Annotated in this window: 22 protein-coding genes; 10 read left to right on the top strand and 12 right to left on the bottom strand. The window is 34.6% G+C overall.

Annotation, left to right across the window (positions count from 1 at the left end; all coding sequences use genetic code 11):
- Positions 1-3 precede the first annotated feature (3 nt).
- The gene (locus RM542_RS00815; protein WP_311383803.1) at positions 4-882 is read right to left on the bottom strand and encodes a permease-like cell division protein FtsX; all 879 of its coding nucleotides are present in this window, start codon (positions 880-882) and stop codon (positions 4-6) included.
- A gap of 89 nt (positions 883-971) precedes the next feature.
- On the opposite strand from RM542_RS00815, the gene leuS reads away from it, so the two are divergent.
- The 4 genes from leuS (at position 972) to RM542_RS00795 (ending at position 6296) form a co-directional block, all read left to right on the top strand.
- A complete protein-coding gene (gene leuS, locus RM542_RS00810) occupies positions 972-3788 on the top strand; it encodes a leucine--tRNA ligase (RefSeq protein WP_311383802.1) in 2817 nt (938 codons plus the stop codon).
- A 70-nt stretch (positions 3789-3858) separates the two neighbouring features.
- On the top strand, positions 3859-4113 hold the full coding sequence (locus RM542_RS00805) for a SemiSWEET transporter (RefSeq protein ID WP_311383801.1): 255 nt from the start codon (positions 3859-3861) through the stop codon (positions 4111-4113).
- A gap of 195 nt (positions 4114-4308) precedes the next feature.
- The gene (ald, locus tag RM542_RS00800) at positions 4309-5412 is read left to right on the top strand and encodes an alanine dehydrogenase (RefSeq protein ID WP_311383800.1); all 1104 of its coding nucleotides are present in this window, start codon (positions 4309-4311) and stop codon (positions 5410-5412) included.
- Between the two features lie 185 nt (positions 5413-5597).
- Positions 5598-6296, top strand: a complete 699-nt coding sequence (locus tag RM542_RS00795; protein WP_311383799.1) for a zinc metallopeptidase — start codon at positions 5598-5600, stop codon at positions 6294-6296.
- A 60-nt stretch (positions 6297-6356) separates the two neighbouring features.
- Here RM542_RS00795 and RM542_RS00790 read toward each other — a convergent pair whose 3' ends face one another.
- The 3 genes from RM542_RS00790 to RM542_RS00780 are packed head-to-tail and all read right to left on the bottom strand — an operon-like array spanning position 6357 to position 9202.
- A complete protein-coding gene (locus RM542_RS00790) occupies positions 6357-7295 on the bottom strand; it encodes a lipid A-modifier LpxR family protein (protein WP_311383798.1) in 939 nt (312 codons plus the stop codon).
- Positions 7296-7309: 14 nt separating this feature from the next.
- Positions 7310-7780: an Lrp/AsnC ligand binding domain-containing protein gene (locus RM542_RS00785; protein WP_311383797.1), complete on the bottom strand. Its 471-nt coding sequence runs from the start codon at positions 7778-7780 to the stop codon at positions 7310-7312.
- 48 nt (positions 7781-7828) lie between these two features.
- Positions 7829-9202: a saccharopine dehydrogenase family protein gene (locus tag RM542_RS00780; protein WP_311383796.1), complete on the bottom strand. Its 1374-nt coding sequence runs from the start codon at positions 9200-9202 to the stop codon at positions 7829-7831.
- 79 nt (positions 9203-9281) lie between these two features.
- On the opposite strand from RM542_RS00780, the gene RM542_RS00775 reads away from it, so the two are divergent.
- Both RM542_RS00775 and pckA read left to right on the top strand, forming a co-directional pair.
- A complete protein-coding gene (locus tag RM542_RS00775) occupies positions 9282-9668 on the top strand; it encodes a DUF423 domain-containing protein (RefSeq protein WP_311383795.1) in 387 nt (128 codons plus the stop codon).
- 74 nt (positions 9669-9742) lie between these two features.
- Positions 9743-11359 carry a phosphoenolpyruvate carboxykinase (ATP) gene (gene pckA / locus RM542_RS00770; protein ID WP_311383794.1) on the top strand — a complete coding sequence of 539 codons (1617 nt, stop codon included), beginning with the start codon at positions 9743-9745 and terminating at the stop codon, positions 11357-11359.
- A gap of 60 nt (positions 11360-11419) precedes the next feature.
- On the opposite strand, the gene RM542_RS00765 is transcribed toward pckA, so the two are convergent.
- The 3 genes from RM542_RS00765 to RM542_RS00755 are packed head-to-tail and all read right to left on the bottom strand — an operon-like array spanning position 11420 to position 14489.
- On the bottom strand, positions 11420-12166 hold the full coding sequence (locus RM542_RS00765; RefSeq protein WP_311383793.1) for a uroporphyrinogen-III synthase: 747 nt from the start codon (positions 12164-12166) through the stop codon (positions 11420-11422).
- A 5-nt stretch (positions 12167-12171) separates the two neighbouring features.
- Positions 12172-12828, bottom strand: a complete 657-nt coding sequence (locus tag RM542_RS00760) for a DUF4271 domain-containing protein (RefSeq protein WP_311383792.1) — start codon at positions 12826-12828, stop codon at positions 12172-12174.
- A complete protein-coding gene (locus tag RM542_RS00755; RefSeq protein WP_311383791.1) occupies positions 12825-14489 on the bottom strand; it encodes a glycosyltransferase family 39 protein in 1665 nt (554 codons plus the stop codon). The genes RM542_RS00760 and RM542_RS00755 overlap by 4 nt, the downstream gene beginning before the upstream one ends.
- Positions 14490-14583: 94 nt before the next feature.
- On the opposite strand from RM542_RS00755, the gene RM542_RS00750 reads away from it, so the two are divergent.
- The 3 genes from RM542_RS00750 to RM542_RS00740 are packed head-to-tail and all read left to right on the top strand — an operon-like array spanning position 14584 to position 17109.
- The gene (locus tag RM542_RS00750; protein ID WP_311383790.1) at positions 14584-15312 is read left to right on the top strand and encodes a polyprenol monophosphomannose synthase; all 729 of its coding nucleotides are present in this window, start codon (positions 14584-14586) and stop codon (positions 15310-15312) included.
- A 2-nt stretch (positions 15313-15314) separates the two neighbouring features.
- A complete protein-coding gene (locus RM542_RS00745) occupies positions 15315-16649 on the top strand; it encodes a dihydroorotase (protein ID WP_311383789.1) in 1335 nt (444 codons plus the stop codon).
- Positions 16621-17109, top strand: a complete 489-nt coding sequence (locus RM542_RS00740; RefSeq protein ID WP_311383788.1) for a DUF4296 domain-containing protein — start codon at positions 16621-16623, stop codon at positions 17107-17109. Before RM542_RS00745 ends, RM542_RS00740 begins: the two co-directional genes overlap by 29 nt.
- On the opposite strand, the gene RM542_RS00735 is transcribed toward RM542_RS00740, so the two are convergent.
- Entirely contained in the window at positions 17063-18076 is a 1014-nt protein-coding gene (locus tag RM542_RS00735) for an NAD-dependent epimerase/dehydratase family protein (RefSeq protein WP_311383787.1), read from the bottom strand. The genes RM542_RS00740 and RM542_RS00735 overlap by 47 nt on opposite strands.
- Positions 18077-18162: 86 nt before the next feature.
- Here RM542_RS00735 and tyrS point away from each other — a divergent pair, with 86 nt between their 5' ends.
- Positions 18163-19458 carry a tyrosine--tRNA ligase gene (tyrS, locus tag RM542_RS00730; RefSeq protein ID WP_311383786.1) on the top strand — a complete coding sequence of 432 codons (1296 nt, stop codon included), beginning with the start codon at positions 18163-18165 and terminating at the stop codon, positions 19456-19458.
- 10 nt (positions 19459-19468) lie between these two features.
- Here the strand turns inward: tyrS and RM542_RS00725 are convergent, their stop codons facing one another.
- From RM542_RS00725 to RM542_RS00710, 4 genes are all read right to left on the bottom strand, one after another.
- Positions 19469-20008, bottom strand: a complete 540-nt coding sequence (locus tag RM542_RS00725; RefSeq protein ID WP_311383785.1) for a cupin domain-containing protein — start codon at positions 20006-20008, stop codon at positions 19469-19471.
- 106 nt (positions 20009-20114) lie between these two features.
- Positions 20115-21098, bottom strand: coding sequence for an acyl transferase (locus RM542_RS00720; protein WP_311383784.1), 984 nt, complete (start codon positions 21096-21098; stop codon positions 20115-20117).
- A 76-nt stretch (positions 21099-21174) separates the two neighbouring features.
- The gene (locus RM542_RS00715; RefSeq protein WP_311383783.1) at positions 21175-21498 is read right to left on the bottom strand and encodes a T9SS type A sorting domain-containing protein; all 324 of its coding nucleotides are present in this window, start codon (positions 21496-21498) and stop codon (positions 21175-21177) included.
- Positions 21499-21642: 144 nt separating this feature from the next.
- The gene (locus RM542_RS00710) at positions 21643-21951 is read right to left on the bottom strand and encodes a T9SS type A sorting domain-containing protein (protein WP_311383782.1); all 309 of its coding nucleotides are present in this window, start codon (positions 21949-21951) and stop codon (positions 21643-21645) included.
- Positions 21952-22025 lie beyond the last annotated feature (74 nt).

Here is a 22025-nt window from a genome sequence, read left to right as displayed (position 1 = left end):
GTTTTAATAATAGAGGTCATCGGTTCTCAAATTCAGAAAACGTTGGGTAGCAAAGTATGTACTGATGTATGAAATTAAAACACCCAACAATAACACTCCGGAAAATAATATAATCAATACTGTTAAATCTTGAAAAAGGTTCAATTCAGGAAAATTAGAATTGACATAATACAAAACAACGGCTAATGCCAAAAGGGCTAACAAAGACCCTAATATTCCTAATTTAAGGTTAGTTGTTATAAAAGGTTTTCGAATGAATTTTTTAGTTGCCCCAACCATTTGCATGGTTTTAATAATAAAACGTTTTGAATAAATAGAAAGGCGAATTGAGCTATTGATAAGTAACACAGCAATAAATGTGAAAATGGCACTAGCTATAAGAATCCAGAGACTAAGTTTTTTTACATTGTCATTTAAAAGTGACAGTAATGGTTTGTCATAACTTACTTCATCGACATAAGTTTTAGAAGCAATACCCACGGCAATTTCTTCTACTTGTTCTGGCGAAACAAAAGCTGCTTTAAGATTTACATCTACAGAATTTTTTAAAGGATTATATCCCAAAAATTCTTGAAAGTTCTCCCCAATATCTTCACTATATTGTTCTGCTGCGTCTTCTTTTGAAACATAAAGTGCAGATTTTGTGTAGTCAGCCATTGCAAGACTTTTTTGGAGCTGGTCAATTTCTACAGGTTTGGCATTATCCTTTAAAAAGACCGAAATTGTAATCTGTTCTTTAAAGTGGTCGGCCAACTTTTTAGTATTTAAAACTAGCACTCCAAGAACCCCTAAAAGAAAAAGCACTAGAGCAATACTCAACACCACCGAAAAATACGATGATATTAAGCGTCGTCTTTGATACCTTTCAATATATTGCGCCATATATATCTTTGAAAAAGTAAAAATAGAAAAGTAAATCGGTTTTAAAGGGATTACCACTATTTTTGCGCATTACAAAAGCAGTGAATACGATGAACTACGATTTTAAAGAAATCGAAAATAAATGGCAAAATTATTGGGCAAAGAACGAAACGTTTAAGGCCAGAAATGATTCAGATAAGCCAAAGTACTATACATTGTCTATGTTTCCTTATCCTTCAGGGGCAGGCTTGCACGTGGGGCATCCACTAGGCTATATAGCAGGTGATATTTACGCGCGTTTTAAAAGGCATAAAGGTTTCAACGTATTACATCCCATGGGTTATGACTCATTTGGTTTGCCTGCGGAGCAATATGCGATTCAAACAGGTCAGCACCCAGCAATTACAACAGAGACAAATATCAATAGATATAGGGAACAGTTAGATAGATTAGGTTTTTCTTTTGATTGGAGCCGAGAGGTACGTACTTCAAATTCTAAGTATTACAAATGGACACAATGGATTTTTATTCAACTTTTTAATTCTTGGTACAATAATGAGTCCGATAAAGCGGAGGATATACAGAACCTAATTGAAATTTTTGAAAAAGAAGGAAATAGTAACGTAAATGCAGCATGTGATGATGACATTAAAATGTTCTCTAATGAAACTTGGCATGGTTTTTCAGAAAAAGAGAAGCAACAGGTTTTATTAAAATATCGTTTAACCTTTTTAGCTGACGCTGATGTAAATTGGTGTCCAGCATTGGGCACGGTTTTGGCGAATGACGAAATAGTAAATGGCGTTTCTGAACGTGGAGGTCATCCAGTTATTCGTAAAAAAATGCGTCAATGGATGATGCGTATTACGGCTTATTCACAAAGATTGTTGGATGGATTAGATACCGTAGATTGGCCACAGCCTTTAAAAGATTCTCAAACCAATTGGATTGGAAGAAGCGAAGGCGCATCTGTCACTTTTATGACATCAACTACTGTAGATAATAATCAATCTTACCCCATCGAGGTATTTACTACTCGCCCTGATACTATTTTTGGAGTTTCATTTATGACTTTGGCCCCAGAACATGAGTTGGTAGCTAAAATTACCACACCAGAGCAAAAAGCTGAGGTAGAAACCTATAAAACAGCCACGGCCAAACGGTCAGAACGCGAAAGAATGGCCGATGTCAAGACCATTTCAGGTGCCTTTACCGGCGCATATGCTATTCACCCTTTTAGCAAAGAACTCCTTCCAATTTGGATAGGGGACTATGTTTTAGCGGGCTATGGCACTGGTGCTGTAATGTCTGTACCTTGTGGAGACCAGCGCGATTATGATTTCGCTAAACACTTTAACATTGCCATACCTAATATTTTTAAAGACGTTGATATTTCAGAAGAAGCATTCGCAGATAAAGAGAAGACTGTTATTACGGATTCTGATTTTCTAAATGGCTTGCCTTATAAAAAAGCAGTAAAGAGAGCTATTTTTGAGTTAGAGCAATTAGGGCAAGGTAAAGGTAAGATCAATTATCGATTACGCGATGCCGTATTTAGTCGTCAACGCTATTGGGGAGAGCCTTTTCCTGTTTACTATGATGCGGATGGAATGCCACAAATGATTGGGAAAGAACATTTGCCCATAGAATTACCAGAGGTGGAAAAATACTTGCCAACGGAAACAGGCGAGCCGCCATTGGGAAATGCGACGCACTGGGCTTGGGACACTGAGACCAATAAAGTAGTTGGTAATGATAAAATAAATAATGCCACAGTGTGGCCTCTCGAGTTAAATACCATGCCAGGTTGGGCAGGTAGCTCACAGTACTTTAACCGCTATATGGATCCGCATAATGATCTGGCGATTTATTCTGAAGAGGCCATTAAGTATTGGGAAGATGTAGACTTATATATTGGTGGTAGCGAACATGCTACTGGGCATTTATTATATAGCCGTTTTTGGCAAAAATTCTTACATGATAAAGGTATCGCCCCAAAAGGGGAGTTTGCGAAGAAGTTGATTAATCAGGGGATGATTACTGGAACTAGTGCTTTTGTTTACAGAGAAGAAAGTACGGGTAAAATCTTATCAAAAGGATTAATAACCAATAAGGAAGTAACACCTATTCATGCAGATGTCAGTTTGATTAATTCTTCAGATGAACTAGATGTTGAAGCTTTTAAAAAATGGAGACCTGATTTGTCTGACGCGGAATTCATTTTAAATGATGGAAAGTACATTGTTGGTCGTGAAGTTGAAAAAATGTCCAAGTCAAAATACAATGTGGTAAATCCTGACTCGATTTGTGATGAATATGGAGCAGATAGTTTGAGATTGTACGAAATGTTTTTGGGGCCTTTAGAACAATCCAAACCATGGAATACGGCAGGTATTACCGGTGTGCATTCGTTCTTAAAAAAACTTTGGAAACTGTATTTGTCTATTGATAATGAAAAACCAACTAAGGAGAATTTAAAAACCCTTCATAAAACCATCAAAAAGGTAGAAGAAGATATTGAGAATTTTAGCTTTAATACTTCGGTCTCTACATTTATGATCTGTGTCAATGAACTGACTGCCCAGAAATGCAACAGTAGCGCTATTTTAGAGCCTCTAGCTATTTTAGTTTCGCCTTATGCACCGCATATTGCGGAAGAACTTTGGGAAAAGTTGGGAAATAAAGCATCAATTTCTGAAGCATCTTTTCCTGTTTTTAATGATTCATACTTAGTTGAAAGTAGTAAAGAATATCCAATTTCATTTAATGGTAAAATGCGTTTTACAATGGAACTGCCTTTAGAACTAAGTAAAGAAGAGATTGAAACTGCTGTAATGGCTTATGAAAAAACCCAAACACAATTGGCTGGTCGTACTCCTAAAAAGGTTATTGTGGTACCAGGTAAGATTGTGAATATTGTAGGTTAAATACCTTTCTTCATAATAATAGTAATAATTCACTATCGATTTTGAATAGTGAATTCAAAAAGTATTGTGTATGCAAACTATAGAAATTATAGGTTTGATTGCTGCTACATGCACGACGGCAGCCTTTGTACCCCAAGTTTATAAAGCTTTAAAAGAAAAATCTACTGCTGATATTTCATTAACCATGTATGTGGTTTTGTTTATAGGCCTAATATTATGGTTGATTTATGGAATTTACCATGAAAGTTTGGCCATAATATTAGCGAATACCATTACGGGTGTTCTTGTAATTATAATGTTAGCTTTAAAAATAAAACATAAATAAAAACAAAGACCCCTAAAAAAAGTAGGGGTCAATATTAAAACAACTAACATTTATGAAAATTAACCCTATAAAAATAGGGGTAATAATTATATAAAAGTACTTTTTGTATAAAAAAGTATGCATTTTATCGAATTTTTCTTTCTTCAATCGTTTATTTGAGTGACTTTTGGGTCAATAATCAAAATAAACAGTAAAATGATTGTAGGCATACCCAAAGAAATTAAGAACAATGAAAGTCGAGTTGGAATGACACCAGCTGGTGTTTTTGAACTGGTAAAGAATAATCATACCGTATATGTGCAGTCTGGTGCAGGTGAAGGCAGTGGTTTTTTCAATAGTGATTACCAAAAAGTTGGAGCAGCTATTTTAGATACCATTGGTGAAGTTTATGCCATTAGTGAAATGATTGTAAAGGTCAAAGAACCAATTCAAGAAGAATATGAATTAATACAAGAAGGTCAAATTGTTTTTACTTATTTCCATTTTGCCTCAAGTGAGTCTTTAACTCGTGCAATGATTAAGCAGAAAGGAATCTGTATTGCATATGAAACGGTAGAAGATGATGAGGGTACACTTCCTTTATTAACTCCAATGTCAGAAGTTGCCGGTCGAATGGCTATTCAGCAAGGAGCAAAATATCTTGAGAAACCTAAAAAGGGTAGAGGTGTTTTGTTGGGCGGAGTTCCAGGAGTTGCCCCAGGTAAAGTTTTAGTTTTGGGTGCGGGTACTGTGGGTATTCAGGCTGCAAAAATGGCCGCAGGTCTTGGGGCTCATGTAACAGTTCTTGATATTAATATGAAACGTTTGCGTTATGTAAACGACGTGATGCCACCTCATGTAGTAACTGAATTTTCTAACGAATTTAATATTAGAAAGCACATACAAACACACGATTTAATAATAGGAGGGGTTCTATTAAAAGGAGCTAAAGCACCTAATCTAATTACCCGCGATATGTTGAAACATATGAATCCGGGAGCCGTAATTGTTGATGTTGCGGTTGACCAAGGTGGTTGTGTAGAAACTACTAAGGCAACTACTCATGAAAATCCGACATATATTATTGATGATGTGGTTCACTATTGCGTCGCCAATATGCCGGGTGCAGTACCTTACACTTCTACGGTAGCTTTAACTAATGTCACTTTGCCTTATGTACTTAAATTAGCCAATAATGGATGGCAAAGTGCTTGCCGAATGGATAAGTCATTAGAAAAAGGTTTAAATATAATTGAAGGTGAAGTAGTTTATAAAGAAATAGCAGAGAGTTTTAATTTGCAAAGTCCCGTGTTAGTTTAAAAAACATCGCTTTTACTAACATTTTGTCAGTTTACGAGACCTCGTCATGTCCTGAAATACTAACTCAGGGTATTTGGCGGGGTTTTTGCATTTGAAATTTGGAGCTAAAGATTAACGGAGATTAATGTGAATGGCATTTGCCCTAAAATACTTTAGTATCTTTAAATTAATTAAAACAGAAAATTATGTTTGGATTTGATATAGGTTATATAGTAATAGCAGCTGTGTTTGGCTTATTTAGTATGTTGGTTAGTAGGCGTTTAAAAAGTAAATTTAAACACTACTCTAAAGTTCATTTGAGAAATGGAATGAGTGGTGCTGAGATTGCGCAAAAAATGTTGGATGACCATGGCATTAGAGACGTAAAGGTAATTTCAACTCCAGGCATGCTAACCGATCATTACAATCCTGCAAATAAAACGGTTAATTTAAGTGAAGGAGTTTATGCACAACGAAATGCATCAGCGGCGGCTGTAGCAGCTCATGAAGTTGGTCATGCCGTACAACACGCACAAGCCTATAGTTGGTTGAAAATGAGATCACAATTGGTACCTATCTTGAATATTACTTCTAGGTTTTCAATGTTCGTCATTTTTGGAGGTTTAGCCTTGATGGGTACTACTGCAATTGGAGGGACCATTGCCTGGGTCGGAGTTGCTCTTTATGGCATTGGAACCTTATTCAGTTTTATAACCTTGCCTGTGGAATATGATGCAAGTAATAGAGCTTTAGCATGGTTAAAGAACAAAAATATAGTGAGTCAAGAAGAATATGCCGGTGCTGAGGATGCATTAAAATGGGCAGCTAGAACTTATGTTGTCGCTGCAATTGGGGCATTGGCTACTTTGTTATATTTTGCAATGAGAGTGGCAAGCCGCGATTAAAAATAATTTTGATAAAATTCTTTAAGCCTGTTTGAAAGTATTTCAAACAGGCTTTTTTGGCTAAAAGCTTTTACTATAAGAAAGCATAACGTATTTATGTTTTTTTGCTATTACTGTTTCTGAAGAATTAAATCGAAGCCCTACTTTATAATCATTTCGTTGAAAACGATGGTAGAAATCAAATCCCAAACGTAAGATGGATTGAGAACTTTCTGTTAATATAGGTGAATTATCACCAAACAAGTTTCCTTCAATAAGGCCATTATAAAAAACACTTCGGTAGCTTGCTCTCAGAGCAAAATAGATTTCCCTATCTACAGAACCTAGCCTATTATATGCAATACTTTTACCGATTTCATTTCTACGACCAAAAAAAAGTATGGCTTCTGCTTCAAGATAAATGTCTCTTGAACCGAATGCAAGGGTGGGTTGGAGCGCCAAACGAATTCCAAAGGGTTCTGGAGCTATAGTCCAGTCTTTCACATAACTTAAATAGGTATTTAAGTGAAAGCTATCGTTAACTTCATCAATCCACAATGGGGAGTCTGATATGGCAATTGCTTGATGGTACCAACGTTGAAAACCTCCTGCACCAGAATTTAAACCAGCAATACCAATTAAAATTTCAGCTCTAAAAAGTTCACTTTTTTGAGACGAAGCCGACCACGTTGTCTTTAGTCCGGTAAACCCGGTATAAGGTCTATCAAAGACTGCACTATTTGTAGATTGTGTTTGTGAGGGCGTGTATACCTCTTGACCAATGGTAAAGTCTAATTGTTCGTTGTTATTCTTGAAAATGCCTTTAGAAAGAAATTTTCGATAAGTTAAAAATAAACCAGATGAATAATAGCGGTCGGTAAGCATAAAAAAATCATTATCATGTTTTAACTCTAGTTGCTGATTGTAGCTAATCGGAGCACTGGTTTGAGCATGAAGATGATTATTCAAAAATAATAATAAGACTGCAAGAGGAAAAAAGACGAATGTTTTTGTTAACATAGATAGCTTAGTCGTCAAATCGTAATCTGTCTATCAATTTGTTGATTAAGCGATATAAAAGTTTCCGTTCTTGATACCCCTTCTATTTGTTGAATTTCTTTATTAAGTACATGCATAAGATGCTCATTATCTTTACATAATACTTTAATGAGTATGGACCAGTTACCTGTTGTGTAGTGACATTCTAGAACTTCAGGAATTTTTTCCAAAGCTGAAACTGCCCTAGGATTTGACATAGCTTTATCTAAAAAAATACCAATATAAGCCATGGTCGTATACCCTAAAACCTTCGGATTAATTACAAATTTTGATCCGGATAAAAGACCAGACGCTTCTAGTTTTCGAAGTCTTTGGTGAATAGCAGCACCAGAGATACCGATGTTTCTAGCAATCTCAAGTATTGGTTTTCGGGCATCTTGCATCAAATACCTTAATATCTTTTTGTCAATACCATCTATTTTAACCGAATTGTTAGAGGATTTCATGATTTGTCCGAAATTAGAAATCCAAAGGTATTAAAACGACTCGAACTTTTAACTAGCCACCGAATCAGGATTGTAACCTAAATACGGCACTCGATATTCTTTAAAATTGATTCCTAAAGTTCTAAGTTCTTTTAAGATAGGTTCATAAACTTCTTTTGAAATTGGTATTTGAACTCCTGGGGTAATGATTTTTTTATTTAAAATTTGAATTGTAGCAATGGCAACTGGCAAGCCTACGGTTTTTGCCATTGCAGTATGAGTTTTTGTTTCGCCTATTACAACCATATTTGCGTCGAGCTGTTTTTTTTCTCCCCCCAGTTCATATCCAAATTTATGATACATGACTATCATATCTTTTTCATTTGTTTTAAGGGTCCAACTTGCTTCGAGAATTTGTTGAAGTCCTTGAGCTGGGGTAGCATTTTTCAAACTTAATAGCTTATTTGAATTGAATAAATCAAGCTCTAGTAGTTTTCCCCATACACTATCATCTTGGTCAATTTTTAAATAGTGTCTTAGTTTTAATTCTACCGAGTCTGTTGGAGAATAGGGCAAAAATAGATTTACAAATTCGCGATATGACATACCCTCTGAATTTTCAATAGTATAACTGTCATCAGTCATTCCTAGTTGAACAAACATATTCCATGCTTTTGAAAAACCGACTCTGCGCATAGTACCCCTATAAAGCGTTAAGACACTTTCAAGACCATAAGCCTCTCGGTACCATAAGGAATCGCGATTGGCATAAGCTTCGAATTTGCCATATCCTTCAATATCTAAAAATTCAGTTCGGCGAAATAATTTTTGATAAGGAATATACTTGTAGGTTCCTTCTTGAATAAATTTCGCAGCACCCCCTTGTCCTGCAACAACCACATTTCTTGGATTCCAGGTAAACTTATAATTCCATAAGTTGTCGTCGCTTTCAGGAGCTACTAATCCGCCGGTAAATGATTCAAAAAGCAGCATTTTACCGCCTTTTTCTCGGATTCGGTCAATTACTTCCATCGCACTCATGTGATCAAGTCCTGGGTCTAGACCAATTTCATTCATGAAAATTAGATTTTTGTCTTTAGCCTCTTTATCTAACTTCTTTATATCCTCACTAACATAAGAAGCTGTCACAAGATGCTTTTTAAAAGCAAGGCAATCTTCAGCAACTTTGATATGGAAACGGGCGGGCAACATTGAGACTACGATATCTGATTTTTTGATAGTACTTTGTCTTTCTATATCATTAAAAATGTCTAGGGTTATAACACTACAATTATTATGCTGTTGTATGGACTTGGGAATAGTTATAGGGTGTAAATCTCCTATGGTAATTTTCAGATTTTCAGATTCAGATTTATCTAGAAAATAATCAATTAAATAAGATGTTGACTTCCCTGCTCCTAAGACTAAAATTTTTCGTGACATAAGATTAAGCTACCTTTGTAAATAACGAAGACTAAGGTATCAAATTGTTATATTTTTAAAGAATAAAGACATTTGAGTTATGAACAAAACAATTTTAGTTACAGGTATCATACTTGGGCTTTTGGCTGTTATTATAGGGGCATTTGCAGCCCATGGCTTAAAAAAAGTACTTGGACCAGATGAAATTAATACGTTTGAAACTGGTGTGAAATATCAAATGTATCACGCCTTATTTTTAATGATTTTAAGTCTAATTCCTGTAATAACAAATGGGGCCAAGATGACAGTATACTACACAGTATTGGTAGGAGTAATTTTGTTTTCTGGCTCTATCTATTTACTGGCTACCAATGTATTAACCAATTTTGATTTTAAAAAAATTGGATTTATAACGCCTATAGGAGGTCTCTTTTTAATTTTTGGATGGGCTTATCTGGCCTACGTGGTTTTGTCTAAGAAATTGTGAATTAGAACAATATTTTAAGTGGTGTAGGGTTATTTTTTTTTTAGCTTTGTACCAACTTAAAAAAAATAAGTTTTATGGCCACTAATGACCAGCTTACGAAAACGATTTCGTTAACGAAAAACGGAATAAATCATACTAATATTCATTATCAATTAACCTCAGAAGCATTACACCAAATAACTATCGAAAAAAAGATGGGAAAGGAATCATCTTTTGGTGCTTTGGCGGTAAATACTGGAGAGTTCACTGGACGTTCACCAATGGATCGTTTTATAGTAAAAGATGAGATAACTGAAGACAAAATTTGGTGGGGAGATATTAATATCCCATTCGATAGTGAAAAGTTTGACGCGTTACATGATAAGGTTATTGATTATTTGAATGATAAAGAACTTTATGTAAGAGACGCTTATGCTTGTGCAGAAACAGATTATCGTTTAAACATTCGAGTAATTAATGAATATCCATGGTCAAACATGTTTGCATATAATATGTTTTTAAGGCCTACAAATGTTGAGTTAGAGCATTTTGAGGCTGAGTGGACTGTTATTAACGCTCCAGGGTTTATGGCAGACTCCACTGTTGATGGAACAAGACAACACAATTTTGCTATCCTTAATTTTTCGAGAAAGATTGCTTTAATTGGTGGCACTGGCTATACAGGTGAAATTAAAAAGGGAATCTTTTCTGCTTTAAATTTTATTTTACCTGTTGATAAGAACACGTTACCAATGCACTGCTCGGCGAACGTTGGTGAAAAGGGTGACACTGCTATTTTCTTTGGATTATCAGGTACTGGTAAAACAACCCTTTCAACAGATCCTAATCGTAAATTGATTGGCGATGATGAACATGGTTGGACATCAAAAAACACCGTGTTTAATTTTGAAGGAGGTTGTTATGCTAAAGTCATTAACCTTTCAAAAGAGAATGAGCCAGAGATTTATGGCGCTATCAAAAAAGGAGCGATTTTAGAGAATGTCATTATGAATGATAAGGGTGACGTAGATTTTGAGGACACTTCCATCACTCAAAATACTAGAGTTAGTTATCCTATTTATCATATTGATAATATTCAACAGCCCTCAATTGGCAAAAATGTCAAAAATGTATTCTTTTTAACTGCAGATGCCTTCGGAGTATTACCTCCAATATCAAAATTGACACCATCACAAGCGGCTTATCATTTTATTTCTGGTTATACGGCAAAGGTTGCGGGTACTGAGGCAGGTGTGGTAGAGCCTCAGCCATCATTTTCTGCTTGCTTTGGAGCTCCATTTATGCCTTTACATCCAGCTAACTATGCCGAGATGTTAAGCAAAAAAATGATTGAGTCAGGTGTTGATGTATGGCTTGTAAATACAGGTTGGACAGGAGGCCCTTATGGTATTGGTACTCGAATGAAACTAAAGTATACAAGAGCAATGATTAGTGCAGCATTAAATGGTGACCTTGGTTTATATAATTACGACAATTATCATATTCATTCTGTTTTTGGTGTTGCCCAACCTAGAGAATGTCCAGGGGTTCCATCAGAAGTATTAAGTCCTAGAGCTACTTGGAATGATGATGACGCGTATTATAAAACAGCTTTTAAATTGTCTAATGCATTTCGAGAGAATTTTAAAAAATTTGAAGCTTATGCCAATGAAGAAATTAGGCGAGGTGGGCCGCAACGATATGCCTTCTAAAGCAAAAAATCCCCAAGTACTATTTACTTGGGGATTTTTTGTTTATGTAAGGATAGACTCTTATTTATTATTAGCGTCTAAAATATATTTTTGAAGAGCCATAGTCATAGATGGTGTTTCAGGAGTTGGCGCTTTAATATCTATCCGAAGACCTGCGTCCGTCGCGGCGCTAACTGTACTATTTCCGAAAACTGCAATTCGAGTATCATTCTGTTCAAAGTCAGGAAAATTCTTCAATAATGACTCGATACCTGAAGGGCTAAAGAAAACCAATACGTCGTAATACACGTTTCTTAAATCAGAAAGGTCGCTTACCACCGTTTTATAAAAAACACCTCTTTTCCAATCTAATTTAAGATCATCAAGAGTTTTTGGAACCTGTGGTTTTAAGCTATCCGATGAAGGAACTAAAAACTTTTCATCCTTATATTTTTTAAACATTGGTGTTAAATCAGTAAACAAACGTTTACCAACATATATTTTACGTTTTCTGTATACCACATATTTCTGTAAGTAAAAAGCAACTGCCTCTGACTGACAAAAATATTTCATGCTGTCAGGCACCTTAAATCGCATTTCTTCTGCAATTCTAAAAAAATGGTCAACAGCATTTCTACTTGTTAAAATAATTGCAGTAAAATCATTAAGGTCAATTTTCTGTTGACGCACATTTTTAGCGTCAACGCCTTCCACATGAATAAAAGGTCTAAAATCAACTTTTACCTTTGACTTTTCAATAAGTCGTGAATATGGAGAATTTTCCATCTTTGGTTCTGGTTGAGATACCAAAATCGTTTTTACTTTCATAAGAATCAATCTTTTAGATAGCTTGCGACAATCACTAAGGGTGAAATTTCGAGTGTGCAAAGGTACAAAATAAAATAAAGAATGTCTGCAACAATCAATTTTTGATGGTTTCTCAATATAGTGACCAAACCACTAGCATTTACTAATAAAATTAGGCTTAGGACTATATAAATTATGACTTTAGATTCTGGAATTATGTAAAGAACTATAACATTACCCAAAAAGGCGATTAATCCTCCGTAATTGAAATAACTTAACTTTTCAAAAATTAAATCGTTCATTTCACTCAAATTTTCAAAGAAATAGCCATTACATGCTTGAAGAACAATTTTAAAAAAAAGATAGCCTAGAATTGATATTAAAATAACCCAATAAAAACTTGGGAAAGTGTTTACTGGATTCTCATTTAAAACGTTATTGGCAATAAAAACTAATAACGCAATATTTAACAATTGAAACAGTGTAATAAGTAAATGAAACCCATTAAAAAGCTTACCTTTTTTTTTGCTCAGGGCGAAATATTTAGTATTAAACGGCAAAATGAGAAAAGTTGAAAAAGACATTTTGAAAAAGTATTTACTAATAACTAACAACACTAGGCTAAATACAAGAATCGCAGTTACCCAATCTAATGTGGTTATATTTCTAAATATCGGATTCATTTTTCAATTTTAATACTCGTACTATTTATACCTGGCAATAGCCCATTTTTAGATACAGCGAATTTTATATAATGCGGCACTATTTTTTCGGGTATAATAAGCTTAACTTTTAAAATAGTGGTGTCATTTGGTTTTAAAAATTGTTCGCTATTGTTCGAAGTTAAAAGAAGTGGTTTAATTTCTTTTAACTGCTTGTATTTGTTCAAATAACCTACATTAAAATTGAAATCATTTAAATCTAATTTTTCTTCATAAGGGTTATATATTGTCAAACTTAATTCTTCGTTATTCAATACAATCTCCTTATCATCAATTTGGCATTCAAGTTTTCTGTAAGATTGAAAATTATCAATATAACTTCCAAAATATTTTCGCCCACTTAGTGTCGTATAACTGAAATCCCCACTAGTTGCAAAGGGGGTAACATAGGCAACTCTTCGATTTTGTAAAGCCGCTTCCGAGCTATCAATGGAATATTGATTTCGGCGGTAGTAAATGTTGTTCAATGAAAATGTTTCATTTCCAGAATAAAAAGAAAACATGGGTGCTCTCCGATAACTATTTTCAAAAACAACCGGTGTATCACCAACTATATTTTTAAGTTCTTTTGACCATTCTTTATTTCCATGAGTTTCGTAAATAATAGGTAACATAGGTTTATGAATTAGACCCATTCTTGCATAAAGAAGTAAAACAGCACTAACCATAGAAATACGGTAAACCCACTTTCTACTTTTTCCATTTTGCAATAAATATTCATAGGTTAATATTGCCATAGGTATGCAAATAACGATTACCCATTGTGCTTGCGTTCTTCTGTGAAAACTAGATAAAAAGAAAAAAGCGATTACACCGTAACTTAAATAAACTAATGCTTTTTTAAATTTAGTTTTTGGTTTAGATTGAAATAAAACCCAATAAAACCAAGGAAAAAGTAATCCAAAATTTACGATTAAATTCAAGAGATACCCCAGGGTAAATCCTTCAAAAGTATAAGGTTGATTTGGCCGTTCTGAAATATGGTATTCAATAGAAACAAAATTATGGTCATATAGCCATTTAAAATGTGGAACGTAACATAACAGCGCTATAATAACTGCCAACCAGGCAAACTTATTTTTTAACAAGCTCAAATTAGAAATCAGCACAAATATGATTACAAGAACGGCATGATATTTACTATACATCAGGCATGCCATAACCACCCCTAAGGCAATTGACATTACTATAGATGGCTCTTTTAGAAATTTTTTATATACAAATAAGAAGAGTGCGGTGAAGAATAAAAGCGGTGTGTCAGGTAGTGTTAAAAAGCCATAAGCGTTAAATAAGGCCATTGAAAACAATAGAAGAAAAAAGTGTGGCACATATTTTTTCTTTAAATCATTATCAACTAATAACCATAATATAGTTATTGTTCCCGAACCTAAAATGCAACTTAAAAACCGCACACCAAGCTCTCCGGCCAATATTGAATTGCCAAGCCATATCAGAAAACCTACCATTGGCGGATGGTCAAAATAGCCCCAAGCTAATTGTTGAGCATAATACCAGTAATAAGTCTCGTCATATATAAGAGGTGTAAAAAAGCTTTGTATTAAGTTGAGTAAAAACAAAGCTCCTAAAAAGACAAAAAAAGCCTTTGGAAAACGTTTTGCCATTGAGGTTGTAGTTATCAATACAAAGTTACAAATAAAGAAAACCAATTAAGAGAGCTTATAAAAACACTATTTTTGCTTCTTTAAACTTGAGTTTGTGCCAGAAGGATTAGTAATCATACCCACATTTAATGAGATTGAGAATATTGAGGCCATAATTAAGACTGTCTTTGACTTAAAAAAAGACTTTCATATTCTCATTGTTGACGATAATTCTCCTGATGGAACCGCAAACAACGTTAAAGAATTACAAGAACAATTTTCTGACAAGCTTTTCTTAGAGGTACGCACAGAAAAAGCAGGTTTAGGTACGGCTTACATTCACGGTTTTAAATGGGCATTAGAAAGGGGTTATGAATTTATTTTTGAAATGGATGCCGATTTTTCTCATAAACCTAGTGATTTATTGAGGTTACATCGGGCATGTTTGAATGGAGCAGATTTAGCAGTTGGTTCTCGTTATAAAAAAGGAGTAAATGTGGTTAATTGGCCACTTACAAGAATACTACTGTCTTATGGTGCTTCATTTTATGTAAAACTTATCACTGGCATGTGGGTTCATGACCCTACTGCTGGTTTTGTTTGTTATAAGAGAGAAGTTCTAGAAGCAATTGAATTAGACCGTGTACGATTTATTGGTTACGCATTTCAAATTGAAATGAAGTATCGAGCATATCTCAAAAAATTTAAAATCGAAGAAGTTTCTATAATCTTTACTGACCGAATTAACGGAAAATCAAAAATGAACTCAGCGATAGTTAGAGAGGCTATTCTAGGTGTGATAAGCATGAAATTAAGAAGTATTTTTTTTAGAAAAAGTTTTTGAATATGAAGCGAGTTTTAATTAAGAATGCGATAGCAATCAATGAAGGAAAGCAATTTGAGACAGATCTTTTGATAAAAGGAGATTTTATTGAAAAAATGGCAAGTGATATCTCTAATGATAATGCCGAAGTTATTGATTTTAAAGGTAATCTGCTTATGCCTGGTGTGATTGATGATCAGGTTCATTTTAGAGAGCCAGGTTTGACACATAAAGGGAACATTGCAACAGAAAGTAGAGCTGCTGTTGCAGGCGGGATTACCTCTTTTATGGAACAACCTAATACCAATCCGCAAACAACTACTATTGAAAAACTAGAAGCAAAATTTTCAGTTGCCAAAGAGTCATCATTTGCCAATTATTCATTTTTATTTGGGGGTACCAATGATAACCTAGAAGAGCTAAAAAAATTAGATAAGAAGAGCTGCTCTGGAGTTAAGCTATTTTTAGGGTCATCGACAGGAAATATGTTGGTGGATAACGAGAAAGTATTGGAGCAGATATTTTTGAATACCGAAATGGTTATCTCTACGCATTGCGAAGATGAAGGTACCATAAGACGGAATTTAGCAAAATATCAAGAGGAGTTTGGCGATGCTATCCCAATAAAATATCATCCTATAATACGAAGCGAAGAAGCCTGTTATCTTTCATCTTCTAAAGCAATAGCTTTAGCTAAAAAAACAGGAGCTCGCTTACATGTATTTCACTTATCTACCGGTAAAGAGACAGCCTTGTTTCGCAATGATATTCCTTTACAGGATAAAAAAATAACTGCTGAGGTTTGTATACATCATCTTTGGTTCTCAGATGATGATTATGATGAAAAAGGAACACTTATCAAATGGAATCCGGCGGTTAAAACGAAGGATGATAGAAATCAGTTATGGCAGGCATTATTAGATGGACGAATTGACGTTATCGCAACAGATCATGCTCCGCATACTATTGAAGAAAAAGACAATATATATTTAAAAGCACCATCAGGCGGTCCTTTAGTGCAACATGCGCTTCCCGCTATGTTACAGAAACATTCTGAAGGTCTTATAACTTTAGAGCAGATTGTTCAGAAAATGTGTCATAACCCTGCTTTGTTATTTGACATCGAAAAACGTGGATTTATAAAAGAAGGCTTTTACGCCGACTTAGTTGAAGTAGCTCCCAAGACTAAATGGGAAGTTAAAAAAGATAATATTTTCTATAAATGTGGGTGGTCTCCTTTTGAAGGGCTTATTTTTGATAATCAAGTAAAAAGAACTCTCGTAAATGGACACCTTGCGTTTAATAATGGAATCTTTTCAAAACAACGTAATGCCAAAAGACTCACTTTTGATAGGTAACTTAAGAATAATAGTTTGCTCGCTATTGCTTTTGAGTGTTTTATGCTCATGTGCCGAAAAGGTAATTGAACCCCCTCAAGACCTTATAGCAAAAGATAAAATGATTGAAATTTTATATGATTTGGCTTTGGTGAATGCGGCCAATGCGACAAACCCCAAAGCGCTTAAAGATAATTCGGTGGAGATAATGCCTTATTTATTTGAAAAACATCAAATTGATAGTGTTCAGTTTACGGAGAGCGATCTTTATTATGCCTCAATGCCTTTAGAGTATGAGAATATCTATGAAACCATATTAAAACGACTAGAGGTTCAAGTCGAAGAGGTTGAAAAGGCTCGTAAAACAATAACAGAGAATGCTCGCAAAAATGCCGACAAAGTCAGAGACAGTTTAAAAAAGATTGGTCAGAAATCTAGAAACCCTGTTCTTTCAAGAACAGAGAGCAATGATGAGCAGTAGCTTTTTGTAAATCTTCAAATTTGTAATCGGTTATAAATTTATTGATTTTAGAATTATCGTAAAACTGAGTTTGGCCTAAAATCTTAACGGCGTGCTTGGATAATTTTCTTCTAGAACCGGTTACAAAAGATTTTATCCAATCCATTCTCCAAAGAATATTCAGCATCCAAATCTTAAGTTCTTTTTTAGGAGTCTTTTTATTTAGTTGTTTAGCCAAAAGAACATTCAATTTAAAATAACTCCAATTTTGGTTCACTAAAATGAAACGCTCATTTTTTACCTTAGATTCCATCAGTTTAACCATAGCGTTCACAACATCATTAACTGATACAAATCCGGTACCATTTGGTAAATAGTATTTGGATTCTTTCCAGGCAGCATAAAAGAATAGTCCGCTTCCAGATTTCCAAAACCCAGGACCTAAAATCACACCAGGATTGACTATAACAGACGGAATACCTTCTTGTGAAGCCCTCCAAACTTCCATTTCGGCTGCATGTTTAGAAACGGCGTATCCCGAAGTTGAATTTTCATTCCATTCATTTGATTCTTTTACTGGTTTATCACCAATAGAATCTCCAATAGCAGCAATAGAGCTGACGTAACAAAGTTTTTTGATGTTATGAGCAATACACAAATTGACCAAATTATAAGTGCCCTCTACATTAACTTTTAAAAGCTTCTGATAATCTTTTGGTTCAAAAGAGATTAAGGCTGCTGCATGATAAACAAAAGAAATACCTTCAAAAGCTTTTTCTAAAGCCGTTATATCTAATAGGTCACATTGTACCCATTCAATAGCATTAAAAAGTGATTCATTGGTATTATCGTAATATGAAAAAACTTTTTTGGTGGACGCTAGCTTTTTCTTTGTGCGGTATGTAGCTCGCGGTTTGTGGCCCGCTTGCACCAAATCCCAAAGTAAATGCGACCCAACTAATCCTGTTCCACCCGTGACTAAAATCATATCCAAATGTACCTATTATCAAACTATTTTTTAGGTAAGAACCAACAACATTCTATATTTGCAGCTGAATAAATAGGTAATTTATTATGACCAAGAATTTTGTTGAAGAGTTAAAGTGGAGAGGCATGTTACATGATGCCATGCCCGGTACTGAAGAACATTTATTGAATAGGATGCAAGCTGCATATGTTGGTATAGACCCTACAGCAGATTCTTTACATATTGGTCATTTAGTTGGTGTAATGATGTTGCGTCATTTTCAATTAGCGGGTCACAAGCCATTTGCACTCATTGGTGGTGCAACGGGCATGATTGGTGATCCTTCAGGAAAGTCGGCCGAACGTAATTTGTTAGATGAAAAAACACTTCGTCACAACCAAGAAGCTTTGAAAGAGCAATTAAGTAGGTTTCTTGATTTTGAAAGCAAAGAATCTAATGCTGCCATCTTGGTCAATAATTATGACTGGATGAAAGATTTTTCTTTTTTAGATTTCATAAGAGATGTAGGCAAACACATCACTGTGAACTATATGATGAGCAAAGATTCAGTAAAAAAACGTTTGTCTTCAGAAGCAAAAGAAGGTATGTCTTTTACTGAGTTTACCTATCAAATGGTTCAAGGTTACGATTTTTTACACCTATATAAAGCACACAATTGCACCTTACAAATGGGTGGAAGTGACCAATGGGGTAATATTACTACGGGTACAGAATTGATTAGAAGAATAGGAGGAGGAAAGGGTTATGCACTAACTTGCCCATTAATTACAAAAGCAGATGGTACTAAGTTCGGTAAAACTGAAAGTGGTAATGTTTGGTTAGATGCCGAAAGAACATCGCCCTATAGATTTTACCAGTATTGGTTGAATACCTCCGATGCTGATGCAGAAAAATACATTAAGATATTTACCTTTCTATCTAAAGATGAAATAAAACAATTAGTTATAAATCATAAAGAGGCCCCACACCAAAGGGCTTTACAACGAAAATTGGCTGAAGAGATTACTATAATGGTGCATTCTCAAGTAGATTTAGATAATGCCATTAAGGCAAGTAATATTTTGTTCGGAAAATCAACTTCTGATGATTTAAAACAGCTAGATGCCAAAACCTTTTTAGACGTATTTGATGGCGTTCCTCAGGCCGAGGTTTCCATTACTGATCTAGATGAAGGTTTAGATATGATTGCTGCTCTATCAGCGAAAACCGGATTTTTGGGTTCCAATGGTGAAGCTAGAAGAGAACTAAAACAAAATTCTATTTCTGTCAATAAAGAGAAAGTAAAAGAAGACTACAGAATTACTAAAAATGACCTCATTAACAATAGGTTTGTGCTATTGCAACGAGGAAAAAAGAACTATTTTGTTTTAGTGGTTAATTAAGGCAAATTTTTTATTGAATAAAAGAAATGCCAAAACGACCACATATTTCAGTCACTTTTTCAAAATTGGGTGGCCCAGGAGGTAATTCTCCAAGTTCTTGAAACATAAGCTCAATTCCAGAAGGGAAAGCACTTAAAATTGTTTTACAGTCTTTATCACCTATAACTTTCCATGAGTGAGGAATATTTTTAGGGGCAAAAGCAAGGTCACCAGCTTTAAGGATTACGGTTTTTGAACCAACCGTAACTTCCAGTTCACCCTCAAGTACTTTAAAAACTTCATCTTCATTGGTATGCACATGTGGAGGAATCATAGTACCTGGAGGATTAACTTCTTCTATTAGCGTCAAACGTCCATCAGTATCTTCTCCAGTTAATTTAAAGGTCTGTTGATCACCTAAAACGTTGACTCTTAGTCCTTCATCAGCTCTAACTATCTTTGGGTCTTGAATTTCTTTTGTCTCAGTAACATTTTTTGATGCAAGTACAGGTATTGATACAATACCAGCACCAGCATAGATACTAGTTTTTAAAAAATCTGTTCGGTTCATACTATTGGTGGTTTAAGGTTGGAAAAGAAAAATAATGAAAATTCTTACAAGAATTTTTTAATTTTCATAAATGGTTAGTTTTTCTATATAACTGGAGGGTAAATAGTTATAACACCATCAAATTACAACCTCGTACATCTGAGTTATCAAAACGACCTAGTATCTCAAAGGAACCATCTTCATAGGTCTTGCCTAAATCTTGAGTGGCAATAAATGAGCAAGAATTGATGTTTGCCAAATCAATAACGTTAACACCTCCGGTTTTATCATGTGATTGAAGAGCTAAGGGGTCTTCAGTATCACGTGTCATAATTTTCATCCATGGCGGACAATTGAATATACTATCACCGGCAGAATAAGCCTGGGACAAAAGTTCTGTCATTCCGTATTCTGAATGTACTTTAGAGATACCAAAACTGCTACCAAGAATTTCATGAAGTTCTGAGCGTATTAATTCTTTTCGTCTACCTTTCATCCCACCGGTTTCCATCACTACGGTATTTTTTAAATTAAAGGAATGTGATTCGGCTAAATCTAACAGCGCAAAAGAAACGCCAATTAAAAGTGTTTTGTTTTGTTTACGCTCTAATTCAGTTAAGGTTTCTATTAGTTTATTAGTGTCATTTAGATAAAAACCACTTTTTGAATGTTTTGATTTTTTAATAAAATCTTGAGCCATATATATTAATGAAGAGCCTTCTCTCTCTAAATAAGATGGCAATAATGCCAGAATACAATAATCCTCTAAGTTGCCATAGAATAAATCAAACGCCTTTAGATAACTCTTCTCATATATGGATATGTCAGTTACAAAGTGTTGACTGGTTAAAGCACCGGTGGTTCCGCTACTGGTGAAAATAGCCTCTGCCGGTTTTGAATTTGTGATGATTCGGTGCGATTTAAAAAATGAAATGGGGAGAAAGGGGATGTCTTGAAGATTATTCACCTTGGCCTCATTAATACTAAGATGATTACAAAAACTGTTATAGATTCTATTGTTCTTAAACTGAAATTTAAATATCTCAAGAGCTAAAGACTCAAAGTCTGTGTCAGATTTAATATTAAAAATTCTAGTTGTATCAATCTTCATTAAGAACAAAAATAACCAAATAAGAAACCCCAACCATTAGGCCAGGGTTTACTATTAAATGTTAGTTTGGGTATGTTTATTTAACGACTAGTTTTCTAGTCATAGTTTTTTTGTTTTCCGTAACCTGAAGTACATATACACCAGGCACTAATTTTGAAATGTTTAGAGTATTAGTCGCAATACGCTCATGCAATACTACTTCTCCGAAAACATCAAAAATTTGAATTTCTTTATTACCATTGGTTTCAGTAGTAATGTAAACTTCTTCACCATAAGCTGGATTAGGGTACATTTTAAAACCTTTAACTTCAATTGGTTTAGCATCGTTGACACTCACCAATTCTTGACCGAATGTGAATAGAGGTAAAACCATAAGTAAGATTAAGTAGATTTTCTTCATATATGCCAATTTGGGGTAATAGCATAGTAAAAGTAGCAGCTACTAACGAAGAAAACCATTAAATGTTGTGAAACGCAAAACTTTGTAGGTCAGTCCGATGAACTGCACGAATAACCAAGAAATCAAGTAAAGAATGAGATGAAATTACTTGATAATAAGCTTTCGGGTGGCAACTTTATCTTTTTCAAAAACTCTAAGAATATAAACTCCTTTGTCTAAACTTGACACATTAACCTCTTTACCTAAAATAGTAGCTTGTAAAACTTGGGTTCCTAAAACATCAAAAATATGAACAGTTTTTGGTGCGTTTTGAGCAGTATTAATGAAGATTTTTCCGTTGATTGTTGGGTTTGGGTAGAGTTTAAAACCTTCAATATCGCCATTGCCTTGAGATTCTTGAGCGAATCCAAGCGAGCAAACCATAAAGAAAAACACAAGGTAAAGTTGCTTCATAAAGTATTGATAACAAAGGCTATGCCACAAATATAAAAAAATAGAAAGCGTGTGAATGAATTGTTAAGGAAAAA

The sequence above is a fragment of the Croceitalea sp. P059 genome, from assembly GCF_031846365.1.
Taxonomy (GTDB): Bacteria; Bacteroidota; Bacteroidia; order Flavobacteriales; family Flavobacteriaceae; genus Croceitalea; species Croceitalea vernalis.
This window is presented reverse-complemented; position numbering and strand designations above follow the sequence as displayed.